At 29.6% G+C, this 17,047-nt stretch carries 17 protein-coding genes and 1 pseudogene; 13 read left to right on the forward strand and 5 right to left on the reverse strand.

All coding sequences use genetic code 11. From position 1 onward, the window contains the following. The first annotated feature begins 39 nt into the window (after positions 1-39). From ACJDTP_RS22680 to ACJDTP_RS22695, 4 genes and pseudogenes are all read left to right on the forward strand, one after another. Complete coding sequence (locus ACJDTP_RS22680) at positions 40-831, forward strand: ferritin-like domain-containing protein (RefSeq protein WP_406762538.1); 792 nt, start codon at positions 40-42, stop codon at positions 829-831. A 123-nt stretch (positions 832-954) separates the two neighbouring features. Further along, entirely contained in the window at positions 955-1,332 is a 378-nt protein-coding gene (locus ACJDTP_RS22685) for a hypothetical protein (protein ID WP_406762539.1), read from the forward strand. 287 nt (positions 1,333-1,619) lie between these two features. Next, positions 1,620-1,856: pseudogene (locus ACJDTP_RS22690) on the forward strand (IS1595 family transposase); the annotation flags it as partial. 108 nt (positions 1,857-1,964) lie between these two features. Next, positions 1,965-2,510 (forward strand): hypothetical protein, encoded by a 546-nt coding sequence (locus tag ACJDTP_RS22695; RefSeq protein ID WP_406762540.1) that lies wholly within the window; start codon positions 1,965-1,967, stop codon positions 2,508-2,510. A gap of 135 nt (positions 2,511-2,645) precedes the next feature. Here the strand turns inward: ACJDTP_RS22695 and ACJDTP_RS22700 are convergent, their stop codons facing one another. Beyond that, positions 2,646-3,293, reverse strand: a complete 648-nt coding sequence (locus tag ACJDTP_RS22700; RefSeq protein ID WP_039768285.1) for a Crp/Fnr family transcriptional regulator — start codon at positions 3,291-3,293, stop codon at positions 2,646-2,648. 85 nt (positions 3,294-3,378) lie between these two features. On the opposite strand from ACJDTP_RS22700, the gene ACJDTP_RS22705 reads away from it, so the two are divergent. From ACJDTP_RS22705 to ACJDTP_RS22725, 5 genes are all read left to right on the forward strand, one after another. Further along, a complete protein-coding gene (locus ACJDTP_RS22705; protein WP_078117498.1) occupies positions 3,379-4,251 on the forward strand; it encodes a YitT family protein in 873 nt (290 codons plus the stop codon). A 298-nt stretch (positions 4,252-4,549) separates the two neighbouring features. Beyond that, complete coding sequence (locus ACJDTP_RS22710; RefSeq protein ID WP_406762541.1) at positions 4,550-5,179, forward strand: hypothetical protein; 630 nt, start codon at positions 4,550-4,552, stop codon at positions 5,177-5,179. A gap of 117 nt (positions 5,180-5,296) precedes the next feature. Continuing rightward, positions 5,297-5,506 carry an alpha/beta-type small acid-soluble spore protein gene (locus ACJDTP_RS22715; RefSeq protein WP_061114876.1) on the forward strand — a complete coding sequence of 70 codons (210 nt, stop codon included), beginning with the start codon at positions 5,297-5,299 and terminating at the stop codon, positions 5,504-5,506. A 763-nt stretch (positions 5,507-6,269) separates the two neighbouring features. Beyond that, complete coding sequence (locus ACJDTP_RS22720) at positions 6,270-6,989, forward strand: DedA family protein (protein WP_406762547.1); 720 nt, start codon at positions 6,270-6,272, stop codon at positions 6,987-6,989. Positions 6,990-7,144: 155 nt separating this feature from the next. Next, positions 7,145-7,837 carry an MBL fold metallo-hydrolase gene (locus tag ACJDTP_RS22725; protein WP_406762542.1) on the forward strand — a complete coding sequence of 231 codons (693 nt, stop codon included), beginning with the start codon at positions 7,145-7,147 and terminating at the stop codon, positions 7,835-7,837. Positions 7,838-7,963: 126 nt separating this feature from the next. Here the strand turns inward: ACJDTP_RS22725 and ACJDTP_RS22730 are convergent, their stop codons facing one another. Continuing rightward, a complete protein-coding gene (locus tag ACJDTP_RS22730) occupies positions 7,964-8,128 on the reverse strand; it encodes a hypothetical protein (protein WP_162680635.1) in 165 nt (54 codons plus the stop codon). 578 nt (positions 8,129-8,706) lie between these two features. On the opposite strand from ACJDTP_RS22730, the gene ACJDTP_RS22735 reads away from it, so the two are divergent. Then, entirely contained in the window at positions 8,707-8,871 is a 165-nt protein-coding gene (locus ACJDTP_RS22735) for a Spo0E family sporulation regulatory protein-aspartic acid phosphatase (protein WP_077841109.1), read from the forward strand. A 1,155-nt stretch (positions 8,872-10,026) separates the two neighbouring features. On the opposite strand, the gene ACJDTP_RS22740 is transcribed toward ACJDTP_RS22735, so the two are convergent. Continuing rightward, a complete protein-coding gene (locus tag ACJDTP_RS22740) occupies positions 10,027-10,602 on the reverse strand; it encodes a class I SAM-dependent methyltransferase (RefSeq protein WP_171771877.1) in 576 nt (191 codons plus the stop codon). A 334-nt stretch (positions 10,603-10,936) separates the two neighbouring features. On the opposite strand from ACJDTP_RS22740, the gene ACJDTP_RS22745 reads away from it, so the two are divergent. After that, complete coding sequence (locus tag ACJDTP_RS22745; RefSeq protein ID WP_406762543.1) at positions 10,937-12,493, forward strand: peptidoglycan-binding domain-containing protein; 1,557 nt, start codon at positions 10,937-10,939, stop codon at positions 12,491-12,493. Between the two features lie 57 nt (positions 12,494-12,550). On the opposite strand, the gene ACJDTP_RS22750 is transcribed toward ACJDTP_RS22745, so the two are convergent. Both ACJDTP_RS22750 and ACJDTP_RS22755 read right to left on the reverse strand, forming a co-directional pair. After that, positions 12,551-13,948, reverse strand: a complete 1,398-nt coding sequence (locus ACJDTP_RS22750; protein ID WP_406762544.1) for an aspartate ammonia-lyase — start codon at positions 13,946-13,948, stop codon at positions 12,551-12,553. 12 nt (positions 13,949-13,960) lie between these two features. Then, positions 13,961-14,197 carry a DUF2164 domain-containing protein gene (locus ACJDTP_RS22755; protein WP_041898020.1) on the reverse strand — a complete coding sequence of 79 codons (237 nt, stop codon included), beginning with the start codon at positions 14,195-14,197 and terminating at the stop codon, positions 13,961-13,963. A 286-nt stretch (positions 14,198-14,483) separates the two neighbouring features. Here ACJDTP_RS22755 and hydF point away from each other — a divergent pair, with 286 nt between their 5' ends. Together hydF and ACJDTP_RS22765 are read left to right on the forward strand one after the other, a co-directional pair. Continuing rightward, a complete protein-coding gene (gene hydF, locus ACJDTP_RS22760) occupies positions 14,484-15,722 on the forward strand; it encodes a [FeFe] hydrogenase H-cluster maturation GTPase HydF (RefSeq protein WP_406762545.1) in 1,239 nt (412 codons plus the stop codon). Positions 15,723-16,195: 473 nt separating this feature from the next. Then, positions 16,196-16,813: a DUF3267 domain-containing protein gene (locus tag ACJDTP_RS22765; RefSeq protein ID WP_406762546.1), complete on the forward strand. Its 618-nt coding sequence runs from the start codon at positions 16,196-16,198 to the stop codon at positions 16,811-16,813. Positions 16,814-17,047: the final 234 nt, after the last annotated feature.

The following is a 17,047-nucleotide window of genomic DNA, read 5'->3' on the forward strand; positions in this document are numbered from 1 at the left end:
AAGTGAGTTAATTATTTGTAGGAGAATCAATAATATTTTATGGAAGACAATAATAATCAAATGAGTAATAATGATCAGATGAACAATGATGATCAGTTACAGATAGCAATTCAGGGGGCAAAAAAAGCAATTCAAGGAGAAAGAGAAGATGAATTGTTTTATGATTATCTTATTAGTGAAGCGCCAACAAATGAAGAGAAAGAAATAATATCATCTATTAGAGATGATGAACGCAGACATAATATGTTGTTTAGAGGGATCTATGAAGATTTTACAGGTGATATGGATGCTATAATGGGGGATGAAGAAGAAGATTTTGAAGTCCCTGAATCATATTTAGAAGGTATTAAGAAAGCTTTATTTGGAGAGCTGGCAGCAGTAGAAAGATATAGAGCTATTAGGAGAGGACTTCCTGAAGGAGTTTACAGGGATGTATTATTTGATATAATTACAGACGAATTAAAACATGCTTCAAAATACAATTATCTATTTACATTAAATAGTATTGGAAATAATTCATTTATGAATAGAAGCTTAATGAGACAAGATACAGTTATTACAGAAAATATAGATAACACAAATGATCTTACTCCAGATGATTGGGTTAGCTACATTTCTCCACTAGTTAATCGCGCTTTAACAGAATCAAAAGAAGGGGTTAACTCTGAACACTTGTATCAAGAATTTATACTATCAGGTGTACTTGTTGGCTTAGGAAAGAATCCTAATGAAGCGATGGAACAGGTTGAAGAGTGGCGAAAATCAGGAGCTTCAAAGAAATTAGCTATGAGCAAAATGAGCAGATATTTTAATGATTTAGATAACATTTAAATATTTTTTAATACCACAATATTCATGAATGTTGTGGTATTTTATTAAGAAATATTCATGATAAGTACCTATTAAGATTCATATTCATAATATAAATTATTAATAAATTCTTTGGAGAAAGACATGTTTGATATAAGTCCATACAGAACAATGATGAGAGCATTAGAAAAAGCTACTGCATATAGAAGAGACGGGATAATTTATATATTTGTGACAGGTGAGATGGCAACGCCATGTGATGAAGTTAAAATAGTTGGTACGTATCCAGGCAATATTGTGCATATAAAAGATCCAGGCGTAGCAGAACTTTTTATTAAAATGGGGCGTAAGCCTGAAGAAGAAGGGGAGTATTGCATTCCTATAGTGATGCCATTTTTTATTGAGGAAGAGATAGAAGATTCGAATCATGATGAAGTAGCAATTTATGTGAATGACAATTTGTATAAAAGGATAGAGATCGAAGAGTGGAATGAGACATTTGCACGCGTGAGAAAGGAGTAAATGTTATATATTTACAGTATAGTAATTTAGATTTTTATTGTTTTGTAATTATGAAAGAATCTATATGCCACAATATTCGGGTATGTAGCTAGATTTGTGTACAACAAATCTACTACATTCTTTTTTTTATTGTTTGATGGTAGATTTGAAATAGTATACTTTAAAATAACAAGGGAGGATTCTAAAGGAAATTCCACTCTCAAATTGTCCATAGCCCATTTTCAATTGTTACTAATCAAGATATTATCTTCTTGATTGTATAAGCACATTTTTAGGTAAGGGATACGTTGATTTATATTCAACTTATTAATGCTCTCCATAGTAATTTAAAAAAATGGATGAACAGGTTCAAGGGTGTTGCAGCAAAATACCTAAGTAACTATGTTAAGTGGTTCAAATGGCTTCAAATAATTGATACAGATAAAGAGATAATAAAGGTTAAAAACTTTATAGTTCAAAGTAATGTAGCACATTCATATTGCAAAGTAAGAGATTTAAAAAATAGAAAGCCAATGCATGTATAGCATATGTGGTATTTTGTAAATTATGTTATGATAAGTATTATAAGAAAACCATAATCAAGTAAGCAATAGCAATTAATTAAGAGAATTATTTAAAAAGGAGGTTTGTTAATGAAGATTATTAGTAAAACTAATGGTATTAATTTTGGAGTTTCAAGTGAATTTAAAAGCGAATATCTTGCACCAATAATACAAAATTTACTGTTTAAAGCGGAAAATGAATGGGATGATTATAATGAAGTTTATCATTGCTGTAAATTAATTGAGAATGTAAAAAGCAATGAAAATATGAATATGGATTTTCATATTATGAAGAAAGACGAAAAATGTTTAGGTGTTGCTCTTGTTAGTAGTGGCATTCTTGATTATAAGATGTTTTTTAAAGAACCTATACAGATAAACGAAGAGGATAAAGACATTTTGATATTCAACTATTTTCATATAGCCCAAGAAGGCAGAGGAAATGGAGAAATGTGGTTGAAGAACATAATACAATATTATAAATCTAAACATTATAAAGCAATTTATTTAAAATCAAGTCATCCCAAGGTATTTTCTATGTATAGTCGTTTGGGTATAGAAGTAGGAGAATATTCAAGTTCTAGTGATAATAATTTATTTCATAGGAAAGGAAAAATATTTAAAATTACACTTTAAAGACACATATATAAATATTTCATAATTTTCATATATATTAAGTATTGTAGGTGGGAAATCTCACTTATAATTTTTATAGGCTATATTTCAACATTATATTAAAGCATAGCCTATTTTTAAGATAATTCTAGCTTTCTACTCTACATATTTGATTAAAGCTTCTCTTTCTAGTATTATTACTTTTTTATATTTTAGTTTAATATATCCTAGTTTGCTAAAGTAGTTTAATATCTTGGTGGTTGTAACTCTATTTAGGCCAATGCAAGAAGCGATTTCTTCATGAGAATAGGGAATGCAATCTTCGCTTATATTTTTATCTTTATTAGGAACAGCTGTCTGTTGCAATAAAAAATTAGCTACTTTTTCATAACGATTATAAAAGTAAGCTTGGTTAAGCAGACTTGAAAGATGATTGCATGTATTTGAAAGCAGCTGAAAAAGCAAAATCATCAATTCCTTTGATTGAGTTAGGTAAGGATACAGATCTTCTAATGAACAAGAAATCAATTCAACATCATTAACTGCGCTTACTGTAGTAGGCTGTTTTGAACTTTGAATGAAGGATGATTCACCAAATATTCTACCTTTTTCAACTATCTCTATTGTAATTTCACTACCGTCTTTTGAAGAAGAATATACTCTCACTCGACCAGCTTTTATTAAGTATAAATGGGTTGCGTTATCATCTTGCATATATATAATATCATTCTTATTATATGTTAACGATTTTCCAACTTTTTCAAAATAATAATATAATTCCTCTGGAATTTTTATTTTATCCAAATTTTTCACCTTCTTTTATGAGATTGTAACATAGATTACATTCTTGTTTCAAGTATTATGGTATTCTGTGTCTTGGGGTGATAACATGAAAGGAAAAATCAATAGTTTAATTTACATTCTTCTAGGAAATATATTAATAGCTTTTGCTATTAGCACATTAATATTAGAGAATAATATTATTGTTGGTGGAGTTACAGGATTAGGAAGAGTGATAAATAATTTTACTGGGGCAAGCTTGACAATAGTTGTGTACATTATAAGCATTGCATTATTTTTATCGGCATTATTTTTTTTAGGAAAGAAATTTGCTTTATCTACTTTAGTATCAACATTTTTATTTCCTATTCTTTTGGACTTTTTTGAAAAGCATGAAAATCTGCATAATTATTGCAATGATATATTATTATCATGTGTCCTTGCAGGATGTTTAATAGGAATAGGAGCAGGACTTATATTAAAAGCAAATGCATCATCTGGTGGAATTGATATTATAGGAATTATAATAAATAAAAAATTTAATACTCCAGTTCATATCACTTTAAATGTAATTGATTTGTGCATTTTAACTTTACAAATTACATTTTCAAGTGTTACTAATGTATTGTATGGCCTGGTTGTTGTATTTTTAACTTATTTTATGTTAAATAAGACTTTAACTTTTGGAAAAGAAATGATACAAGTAGTTATTATGAGTGATCATTATGATGAAATAAAAAAGGCTATTATCTCAGAGGCAGATACAGGAGTAACTTTATTGCATGCAGAAAAAGGATACTCAAAAGTTGAAGCCAAAGCTATCAGCACAGTTATTCCAGCTGAGAAGCTGCAAAAAGTAAAAAATATTGTTAATAAAATTGATTATAGCGCTTTTATAACAGTATCAGACGTTAGGGAAGTTGGGGGAAGAGGATATACGCTAAATCGTGCATATGACAATTTAGATGTGTCTACAACGTAATTAATAAAAAATGATTAATAATAGAAATTTAAATGCTCAAGGTGAAATATTTATATATATTTTGCCTTGAGTATTTTTTCGTATATATGTTGTAATTCACAATTCACAATTACAGTTAAGATTCTTACAATATTTTTAGAATTATGATGAAGAATTATTTTTGCAATAAATATATATATAATATATTCTATAGGAATTATGTTATAAATACTGTATTATAATAATGTTATTTTAAATAAGTTGTAGAAACTATGTTAAGGTATAAAAGTTAATATATTTAAAAGAGAGAGGATCATATATGGATAAAGATGAAACGCTAGTTAACGATAAATTTGAAGGTCTAACTGCATATGAAATTTGGGAAAAGTTATACAATAAAGAACTTGGCTCTAAAAAAAGTATCTTAGAATACATTGAGATAACAAAGGTATTAAAAAAGGGAAATGCAAGTGAGGAACAGATTACAGATACATATAATTATATCTACGCTAAAATTGATAATTTAAAGGATGCTATAAAGCCTAATACAATAATGTACTTAAAGAATGGTTTAAAAGCACAACTTGGAAAGTATGTTAAAGAAAAAGATCCAAAGGCAATAAATCATTTTATAGAATTTTTTAAAGCTGCATATCCTGAAAATACTAGAAGAAAAGATTTCACATGGGTGTTAATGGATGTAAATAGCATATCAGAGGAACAGGCATGGACTACTTTAACTTATATTAATAGAGAGTGCCTAAGTAATTATATGACACTAAGTTCTGCTCAGAAAAAAGACATAATAGAAGTAATTGAAAAAGTGATTGCTAAAGGCAATGCTAAATTTATAAATAATATGAAAAGTCTTAAGCAATTCACTGATATTTTAGGGATAAATATCATAAATGATGGTAAAGGATTCAAAGTAAAACACAAGATTATCTAAAGTTATCTAATACAAGCTATCTGTACTACTTTTGTTAATATTTTTATAGATTATAATTTATCATACTGGTTAATATATTACTGCAAACAAAATATTAATTAAGGGAGGTAGATGTATATGTCATCAAACAATAGTGGAAGAAACAGAACATTAGTACCAGAAGCAAAACAAGGATTAAACAGATTAAAAACTGAGGTTGCTTCAGAAGTAGGATTAAATGACTACGAAAATCAAGATAAAGGAAATTTATCTTCAAGACAAAATGGATACGTTGGCGGATACATGGTTAAACACATGATTGAAAGCTACGAACAAGGTTTAAAGTAATTAGTAACATAGAATAATAGAAAGCCATTTCTTCGCAATATAATAGCTATCCCCTTGCGGTTAAAAAGCCAGCAGAGCACTATAACATTGTTATATTTGTTCTGTTGGCTTTTTATAATTTTTAAAGGCATATATGCTAAATGATTATATGGATATCAAAATCTCAAACTAGATTTATGTGCTGACTTACCGAAATCATAAATATTTTGATTCCGAAAAGCTATGAAAATATCGCTGAAGGTTCTAAGCAGCAGGTTGTATCCATTTTAGCATGCTCCAACTTTCCTAGGGAAGCTCGACTCATTACATTCGCTGAGGAAGTTCGAGAACCCAAAATAAAATTTTGGACTCTCACTTCACAAGCTAAAATGGAACAACCTACAGCAAAGAACCTTTAACAGCTCATTTTCAAATGTTTTCTCCATATTATGACCCTTGTGGTTACAAATATATTTATGATTTCTAGTGAAGAGATGAACTTAAAGTTTTTTCAACTTTCTAAATATGCTTATCTAATGAGTATATTTAATAGTCTATTTACCTATATATCCGATTTAAGAATTTGACATATACATCAGGTTAGACGCTAGATAATGTTTATCTATAAACTATGCAAAATAAATGAAAAGAGGTTATAATTATTAATATAATAAATGTATTAATTCCGATAAATCATATTTGCCTGCAACGCTTTATAAAATATGGAGAATTAAGATTAGATTTATTACGAAGGAAGTATGCAGAAAATTATTAAGCCGTGGAAGTGAGAGTATTGGATCATGTTATAGAATTGTTTAATCATTACGGATATATAGCAGTGCTTATAAGTTTAGTGTTAGAATTAATAGCGTTTCCTTTGCCTGGTGAAGCACTAATGACTTATTGTGGATATGTTGTTTATATGAATAAAATGAGTTACCTGCTCAGTATTATAGTGGCTACAAGTGGGGCTATAATAGGTATTACTATATCATATTTCATTGGTAGGGCATTAGAAATAAAATTAATTGAGAAATATGGATGCTATATTCATCTAAATAAAAATAGGATGGATAAGATTTCAACATGGTATCAAAAATATGGTGGTATATTGCTGATTGTAGCATATTTTATTCCAGGAATAAGGCATATTACAGGCTACTTTTCTGGTATGACTAAGGTATCATATAAGAAGTTTGCGGTTAGTGCATATTTAGGTGCATTCATATGGACTACTACATTTATATCATTGGGAAGGGTTCTTGGAGCAAACTGGAATAAATATAATGAAATATCAAAATGGTATCTATTAATAGCAGTTTTAATCGCTATATTATTAATACTTCTTTATATAAGCTATAAGGAAAAAATAAGTGTGCTTTCTAAATTTCTAAAAGAAGAGTTTTGCAAAATGCTTTATTCAATGCTTAAAGTAAAGGTATTGGTTACTGGATTAGCAGTTTTATTTTTGATATTTATAGTTGTTATGATAGGATTTATTTAAGATTAGTAAGTTAAGGTTTGATAGAGAGTAAAAAATAAAATATATTCGCCAGTGATTTTGCTGTCTTAAAGAATTTATTATTTAAATTAAATTGGTGAAGATTACTCCTATGGATGTATAGTATGAGATGAAATTTATAAAAAAGGATGATGCAAATGAATATTACATATGTTGAACATAGCTGTTTTTCAGTTGAACTTGATAAAGTAGTTTTAATATTTGATTATTTTAAAGGTCAGCTTCCAGATTTTGATCCAGAAAAGACAATATACGTGTTTTCAAGTCATAATCACCATGACCATTTTAATATAGATATTTTTCAGTTATTAAATAAATATCCAAATGTTGTGTACATTTTTTCAAAAGATATCAAGAAGAAATTTGGTAGAAAATTTTTTAATACTCATGGTGTTGATGATGAGGTTTATGAAAAAATAGAATTTATAGATATTAATAAAACTCTTGAAATATCAGATTTGAAAATAGAGACATTAAATTCAACAGATGAGGGAGTAGCATTTATTGTAACAGCAGAAGATAAAACAATTTATCATGCGGGAGATCTTAATCTATGGTGGTGGAATGGAAGAGATCAAAAGGATAATGAAAGTGCAAGAGAAAGATTTGAAGAAGAAATTAATAAGATCAAGGATAGACATTTTGATGCTGCATTTGTAGTTTTAGACCCTAGACAAGGAGAAGAATTTTATTTAGGATTTGATTATTTCATGAAAAACACTGATACAGATAAAGTATTTCCAATGCATTTTTGGGGAGACAGCTCTGTAATAGAACGATTAAAGGAAATGAAATGTTCAGAAAATTATCGTAATAAAATATTTCTTTAATAAATAAAAAAAGAGTGAGTATTATGTTGTTAAGTTTTTTAGCATAGAACAAACAACAATTGGCACTCTTTTTTTGCTTATTATATTTAGATATCTTGGACTACTTTAATAAATATAGATACATTGTTATTCAACTCTTTTAAATGGGATAACATTATTCTTTTTAGGCATATCTGTGAAATTATCTTCTTCGATTTCCTTTTCAGTAAAACTTAAATCAAGATCTTTATTTAGTAGTTTAATAAATGATATAATTCTTTCTCTACGAGTTTGAAATAGCATTTTGTTCATTAAAATTCCCCTTTTCATAAAATTAATATGGAAATAGCTTGCCCCAAAATGAATAAAATATTCAAAATTAAACAACAATTCTATAAATTTTAAAATATAAAATTTAATAAAAATAGCCCCTTAATTAATAAGGGGCTGGTAAAAGAGAAGAATAACGGCCGGGGGTGCAATTTAATAAGTTTGAATCTCGTATCAAGAGTAGTTTATGAAACATTGAAATATATATTCAAGTTATAATTAGTAAAAATAGAGGTTTTAGGATAGATTGTTTTAATTTATAAGTTACTACTCGTAATCACTTATTTTTAAGACATAAGTTAGCTTTTCTTTTTCATATTATATTTAAAATTGGTTAAACGTAGGCAGCGTGTTATATTAATACTATTTTTTCTAATATTTTTAAAGAGTATAAGCATCATTTACGGTTAATATATTAGTGTCAAAACAAATTAAAATAAACCAGTAGAAAATAAAAGCAAACCCTCCTTATGCAACAACTTTGGCAACATATCCTACTGGTTTATCTGATAAAATATAAAAACTTCTTAAATATATTAATAAATAAAGGAGAATTAATTATGGATTCTATAAACAAAATAGATAGTGAAATTTATGAGATGGAACAAAATCTGCTAAATATAATAAAGGAAAAAGTTGATTTGTTCGATCCTGAGGTAATTGTTGCAAGCGACCGATTAGATTCTATTTTGGACGAGTATAGCCATTTAATTCAATTAAGCTAGATTAGAGATCTAGATAAAAAAGAGTTCTTTAAAGAGGAGCTCTTTTTTTGTGATATAAACATAGATAAACCAAGTATGAATTAGACTTATACATATAGCCAACCGAAAGTAAAAACATTATTGCTTCGCAGGACTATAAAAATTTCGCTGAAAGTGCTAAATTGCAGGTTGCCGCCACTTGTGCTTGCTCCCACTTTCAGTGTGACAAGCACAAGTAGAACAACCTACAATAAAGCACTTTTAACAGCTCATTTTTAAATGCCTGCTGCGCAAAAATGTTTCTACTTTCTAGTATGGAATATATTTCAGGATATAAACCAACTGTAATCTATACTTATGCATATACATAACCGAAATGAATAACATACTTTTGTTCCAGTTTCTAGGCAATTCTGATGGGTGATTCTAAGACTATAAAGTTGCACCCAAAGTGCTAGCCTCAAAGAACAAGCTTTGAACTAGCACATTTGGAACAACTTATAGCCAAAGAATCACATCCATCAAAATTACCAATGAAACATTCCACAAAAGTATATTACTCATTTCTGTATAGAAGATATTTCATAGTTTATTATTGTGTTATCTATATAGGGGTCAATATTGATAATAATACATATCCACTGTTTGAATTTCCTAAATAATAGCAATGTTGAAATTTCATAAGTTTGAATATCATTGTGAAAACCTATATGTAAGAAAAGCACAAATAGAATTATTATATCCTCTATTTGTACTTTTCTATTTTTATAGATAAATAATTTTTAAAATTAAATTTATTAGATAAACATATTAACAAAGTTTCTAAAACTTTAAGTTCGTATCTTCACTAGAAATCATAAATATATTTGTAACCACAAGGGTCATAATATGGAGAAAACATTTGAAAATGAGCTGCTAAAGGTTCTTGGCTGTAGGTTGTTCCATTTCAGCTTGTGAAGTGAGAGTCCAAAATTTTATTTTGGGTTCTCGAACTTCCTCAGCGAATGTAATGAGTCGAGCTTCCCTAGGAAAGTTGGAGCATGCTAAAGTGGATACAACCTGCTGCTTAGAACCTTCAGCGATATTTTCATAGCTTTTCGGAATCAAAATATTTATGATTTCGGTAAGATATCACATAAATGTAGTTTTTAAGTTGGTTTATCAATAGAAATTGATTTATTTTTGGGCGATTATTCCGTAGAAGTCTTCACCAATATCTATAGTTGATATGGTTGAAAAATTAAGTTCATCTAATAGTTTTATTAAATCCATCCTGTCTAATCTACGTTCAATAGGCGGTCCAAAATCACTATCAATTTTTTCCCATTCAAGTATAGCAATTTTCCCTTCTGGGCATATTATTCTTTTTATTTCATTTAAAAATCTCTCTTTTTCTTCGACTTCATGGATTATATTACTTGCAAAAGCAAATGTGACGGAATTGCTTTCTAATTTCAAGTGATTTTCCTCTGTTAAAATAGTTTCAACATTTGATATATCATTTTCAATTATTTTTTCTTCAACATCTTGCAGCATTTCATCTGATATATCAAGTGCTAATATCTTACCGTTTTTCCCTACAATTTTAGAGGCGGGAATAGTAAAATATCCAATGCCGCAGCCTATATCAGCCATTACATCTCCAGTCTGCAGATCAAGATTAATAAGTGTCTGTTCAGGTGGCAATATTTTTCTTCTCTTTTCATTTTCTATCTTGAGCGTGTCTTTTGCATCTAGTTTGTGTGTCATCATATTAAAAATACACCTCCTAAAATTTGTTTTAGGCATATGAAAGATAATAATGGACCAAAGATTCATTGGATATTTTGTATGGTTTTTCTACCAACACTACCGTTTTGTCTTGAAGAAAGTTTCATTTATTCATAGCCTTCGTGTCCTATATAAGTTCAATTAAATTAATCTGGAATATAAAATTCTGCATTAAAGGTTTCACATAAAAAGATATTAAGAGTACATAAATATTATGCACTTTCAGTAAATAATTATTAACCATAATTATAGTTTTTAGTAATAAATATTGCATTTGTTAAATATAATATCTTGAAAAAATAGAAAGAGGAATGTTATGGAGAATATAAGTAGTGGAAATGTTACAGGTAGTACTGGCGAAAATATGATACCAAATACAGCTGGAGGTGCCACTTTAAGTGCAGGAGGCGCTACAGGAAGTGCTAATGGGAATGTCACAACACCAAGTACTGGAGGTGCTACATTAGGTGCAGGAAACATTACAGGAAATGCCCCAGCAAATACTGGAACAACACCAAGCACTGGAAGTGCTACACCCAAAATAGGTGGCTTGAAGATACAATGTTTCAGAGGAAACGATTATATTCCAGTAGATAGAGCTAGAATAACAGTAAGAGGACAATCTACTTTAGGTAATGACAGAACTATTGAGTTAATTACTAATGTAGTTGGATTAACTGATATTATAGAACTACCAGCACCACCATTGGAATATTCCTTAAATCCTAATAGTAATCAAATACCTTACAGCTTATACGATATAACTGTTGAGAGGGAAGGGTTTAATCCTATAATAATAAGAGGATGCCAAGTATTTCCTACAGAAATTGCATATCAGATATGTAATTTAGAAACTAATTTAGGCAGAGGCCCTATGAGACAAGAAGTTATAGACATACTGCCAAATACTTTGAATGGAAATTTTCCTCCTAAGATACCAGAGGCAGAAGATAAGCCATTACCACCGCCAACTTCAGGGGTTGTATTACCACAGCCTGTAGTTCCTGAATTTGTCATTGTTCATCAAGGTGGTCCAAATGATCCATCAGCACCAAATTATAAGGTGCCATTTAAAGATTATATTAAAAATGTTGCTTCATGCGAAATATATTCAACTTGGACAGAATCAGCCATAAGAGCGAATGTTTTTTGTATTGTATCATTCACATTAAACAGAATCTTTACTGAATGGTATAGAGGTAAGGGAAAAAATTTCGATATTACAAGCTCTACAGCTTATGATCAAGCATTTAATTATGGTAGAAATATTTATGATAACATAAGTGAAATTGTAGATGAAATTTTCTCAACATATATAAGAAGAATTGGAAAGAAGCAGCCACTTTTTGCACAATATTGCGATGGAAAGAGCGTTACTTGCCCTAACTGGTTAAGTCAATGGGGAAGTCAGGAATTATCACGCCAAGGTCTTGGACCATACGATATATTAACGCGTTACTATGGCAATAATATTGAATTAACAACAGCTGAGAAGGTTGCAGGAATACCAATGTCATACCCAGGAAGAGAATTAACACTTGGGTCATCTGGACCAGCTGTAAGAGCAATTCAAGGTCAATTAAACAGAATATCAAGAAATTATCCGCTCATTCCTAAGATAGCTGAAGATGGAAAATATGGACCAAAGACAGCTGCAGCAGTTAAAACATTTCAACAAATATTTACATTACCTCAAACAGGAGTAGTGGATTATGCAACATGGTATAGGATATCAGATATTTATGTTGGAGTAACAAAACTTGCAGAGCTTAATACAACTGAATCAAGCAGAAGCTTTAGAAAGAATGAATTTAGACCACCGGTTATACCTGGATTTGATGATGAAAGGAATATTCCAAGATTTTATTATTAAAATAAAAGTGTGCCCTTTAGAGTAAAAATATACTTTAAAGGGCACATTCAATTTGTTTTATTTTCCTGGGATATGGGTTCTTATTAATTCAGTTGGAGATAATATTTTATCAATGATATCTTCAGGTAATATTTGTTCTTCTAGAAGAATCTCTCTTATGGTCTTTCCAGTTGCTAAGGCTTTTTTTGATATTAAGCTGGCTTTATCATAACCTAGGTGAGGAACTAAGGATGTTGCAGAAACTAAGGAGTTTTCTAAGTTTTCTAAACATCTATCCTCATCCATTTTTAGGTCATTTATGCATTTATCTTTAAAAAGTGTGACGCTTCTTTCAAGAAGTTCTAGGGATTCAAGTAGACATTCTGCTATAAGTGGGGTAAAAGCGTTTAGTTCTAATTGTCCCATAGAACTTGCCATGGTTATGGCGCTATCATTGGAAATAACTCTTAAGCTTACTTGAGCAACCATCTCTGGGATAACAGGATTAACTTTTCCTGGCATAATTGTTGAGCCTGCCTGCATCTTAGGAAGAATTACTTCTCCTATTCCACCACGAGGGCCAGAATTAAGGAGCCTCAAATCATTTGAAATCTTAAGAAGATTTACGCTGCACGATTTTAAAAGTCCAGAAGTTTCTACGAATATATCACAGTTTTGTGTAATGTCCATAGGGTAATCAGATCTTGCTATTCCAAGGCCAGTAAGGTTTTGGATAATGTCTGTCATCATAAATACATATTTATTTGTAGCATTTAAACCTGTACCTATAGCAGTACCGCCAAGGTTTATTTGTCTTAATCTTTCTTCTACTTTGTAGATTCTCCATCTATCTCTTTCGATAGCTTTAGAATATGCTCCAAAGCTTTGCCCAGCAGTCATTGGAAGTGCATCCATTAACTGAGTTCTTCCAAGCTTTATTATATCTGAAAATTCATTTTCCTTAATTTGAAGAGCTTCTTGCAAACTTGATAAAGAATCACTTAATTTTCTTATTAATCTAATTGCCGCAATTCTAAGGGCAGAAGGGTAAACATCATTAGTTGATTGGGACATATTAACATGGTTAAGAGGATGAACTAAATTGTAGTCTCCTTTAACTCCACCTAACAATTCAATAGCTCTGTTAGCGATAACTTCATTTACATTCATATTAGTAGAGGTACCAGCTCCACCTTGAAATGCACTTAGTTTAAATTCATCATCAAATTTTCTGTCTATAACTTCTTCGCTTGCTTTTATTATTGCATCGGCTTTTTCGGGTTCAAGAAACTTTAATGTTTTATTTGTCATAGCAGCAGCTTTTTTTATAAGTGCAATTTCTCGTATTAAATTTAAATTTACACTTTTGCTGTTTAAATCAAAATTCTCCAAAGCTCTTGCTGTATTTATCCCACTATATGTAGAATTATCAATATTTCTTTCACCTAATACATCTTGTTCTAATCTATAATCCAAAATGAACACTCCTTAATATTTTTGTACTGACAATAAATCATCAATACTTCTAGTCATGTATTTATAAGAATCATAGACGCCTTGATTATAAAATTCTAATGCTAATTCATCTATGATAAAGTTTAATATCTGGCTTGACGCTAAATCGCCTAATTCTTCTCCTCTCTCATTATAAAAATATTCTTTTATTGAAGAAATCATATCTTCACGTTTTTCTTTAGTTAATTTAATTTTATCTTTATCTCTCATCTTAACCTCCGCATTAGGCACATGAACTAAAATAATAGATTAAAGATGCGCTGAATATTTAGCATCAGACAAGAAAGCAAATTAAGTTTATAACAAGTCTATTAGCTAAATTTATTAGCACAGTATGACGCGAAATTTACAAACATACTGATCCATTATTTTTTTGATTGTGCCTTAAATAAAGAATTATTTTGCAATGTATATATTTATATTTTATATTATAATAGAATAGGCAACTTAAAAAAATATTTTTGAGTAATTAAAATTAATTCAAAGGAGAAATAATATGAGTTTAAATACAACACCGTCTGGAGAAAGAGTACATATTGCTCTATTTGGTATGACAAACGCTGGAAAATCAAGTATTATAAATGCACTTACAAATCAAGAAATTTCAATTGTTTCTGATGTTAAGGGGACAACTACAGACCCTGTTTATAAAGCTATAGAAATTCTTCCGATAGGACCTTGTATGATTATTGATACAGCAGGACTTGACGATGAAAGTGAATTAGGTGAGTCAAGAAAAAAGAAAACTATTGAAGTTTTATCAAAAACAGATGTTGCATTAGTAGTGGTAGATGCTACTGTTGGAGTTACTGAAAATGATAGATCAATAATAGATCAAATAAAGGAAAAGAAGATACCTACAATTTGTATTTTTAATAAGGCAGATAAGAAAAGCATAGAAAAAGAAGAATTAGCTGAGATAGAAAAGACAATTGGAACTACTGTTGTTTCAGTTTCTGCATTAAATAAAAGTGGAATAGATGAGCTTAAGCAAAAAATTATAAGTGTAATACCAGACAATGAAGATAAATTTAAATTAGTTGGAGACCTTATAAGCCCAGGAGACTTAGTTGTTCTTGTTACACCTATTGATAAGGCAGCACCTAAAGGAAGATTAATCCTTCCTCAGCAGCAAACAATAAGAGACATAATTGAAAGTGATGCCATAGCTATTGTAACAAAAGAGCATGAGCTAAGAGAAACTCTTGAAAATTTAAAGAAAAAACCTAAACTTGTTATAACAGATTCACAAGTTTTCTTAAAGGCATCAGCAGATACGCCTAAAGATATTATGCTTACATCATTTTCAATATTGCAAGCAAGATATAAGGGAGATCTTATGGAGCTTGTAAAAGGAGCTAAAGCAGTAGAAAGTTTAGAAGATGGGGATTATGTATTAATCTCAGAAGGATGCACTCATCACAGGCAATGTGACGATATTGGAACAGTTAAAATACCAAGATGGGTACGTCAAATGACAGGGAAACAAATTAATTTTGAATATTCTTCTGGAAATTCCTTTACTGATGATGTTAAGAAATACAAACTTATCATTCATTGTGGAGGCTGCATGCTAAATAGAGCTGCTATGCTTTCAAGAATTGGCAATGCAGTTAAATATGAAATCCCAATTGTAAACTATGGAGTATTAATAGGATACGTTCAAGGAATTTTAGAAAGAGCACTTGAACCTTTCCCAATGGCAAAAGCAATATATGATGGAGATTTTAATTAGGAAGAATTTATGCAGTAACTTACCGAAATAAGAATTATGCTGTTGTTCCAGTTTCTAAGGAAATTATGATGGATGATTCTAAGATCACAAGTTGCGTCCAATATGCTAGCATCAAAGGCAGGCGCTCACAGAGAAAGTTCGAAAAACGAAATATAAAATGCCCAATGGGAAAGTTCTGCTAACCAAATATAAAATTTGGATCATCACTTTTCGATTCTCACTTTTTGAACTAGCATAATTCTTATTTCTAGTTAGTATATATTTCAGGACATATATGAAGCAAACATGGATTCAACTTCAGTTGATATCCACATAAATTCGACTCTTATTTTCAAATTCCTGCTACATAAAAATGTTTCTACTTTTTAGTTGAAGCATTTTTCTTTATATAAATCTAGCTTTATGCAGTAACTTGCCTAAAAAAGGATTATGCAATAAAAATCAATTATGTTTTGATGAAAGGATTTTAATTAATGAGATATTTAAAGAAAATACCTTCTGCAGATAAGGAAGTTAGTATTAAGCTAATATCAGAGGGATGGACAAAACTAAAAGAACCCTCTAATTTAGGTATATCAATGTTATTATCAGTGCCTTTTATGCTTATAAATGGGATTATATCTATTGCTATTTCCTATTATTTATATCCCCAATTGAAAGAAATTTTTAGTAGTAGTGGGCATGGCTTTAGTATTAATTTCACAGTAAATTTATTTACTCTTATATACATTGTTGCAATTTTCATCTTTATGACTATACATGAATTTCTTCATGCTTGTTTTATACCTAATGTATTTAAATCAAGTCAAATATATTGGGGGATAAATGGCTTTTTCGGATTTATTTATACTACTGAAAAAGTCAAAAAGAACAGATTTTTAATTATTTCTATTATGCCTTTCATTTTGTTGTCAGTTGTATTACCTTTTATTCTGAATTTTTTTGGATGTTTAAATGGATTCACTATATTTCTGTGTTTATTAAATGCAATGGGTTCATGTGTTGACTGTCTGAATATATGTTTAGTAGCAATTCAAGTTCCAAAGAGTTCATATATTGTTAATAATGGATTTGAAACATATTTTAAGTAATTTAGGATTATGAACATGATAGTCCTACATTGAGTATTATAGGTGGACAATCTAAGCTATAATTTTTTCAAGCTATATTTCAACATAATATTAAAACACAGCTAAAATAAAAATACCAACATTTCAATTTAAAATGTACCCTATAGAGTAGACACTGTAAAAAAAGTCTACCCTATAGGGTTTTTCTATTTATAATAAGATTATAGAGTTAGGAGTGAATACAAATGAGTAAGA

This window comes from Candidatus Clostridium helianthi, from assembly GCF_045310795.1.
Classification (GTDB): domain Bacteria; phylum Bacillota; class Clostridia; order Clostridiales; family Clostridiaceae; genus Clostridium; species Clostridium helianthi.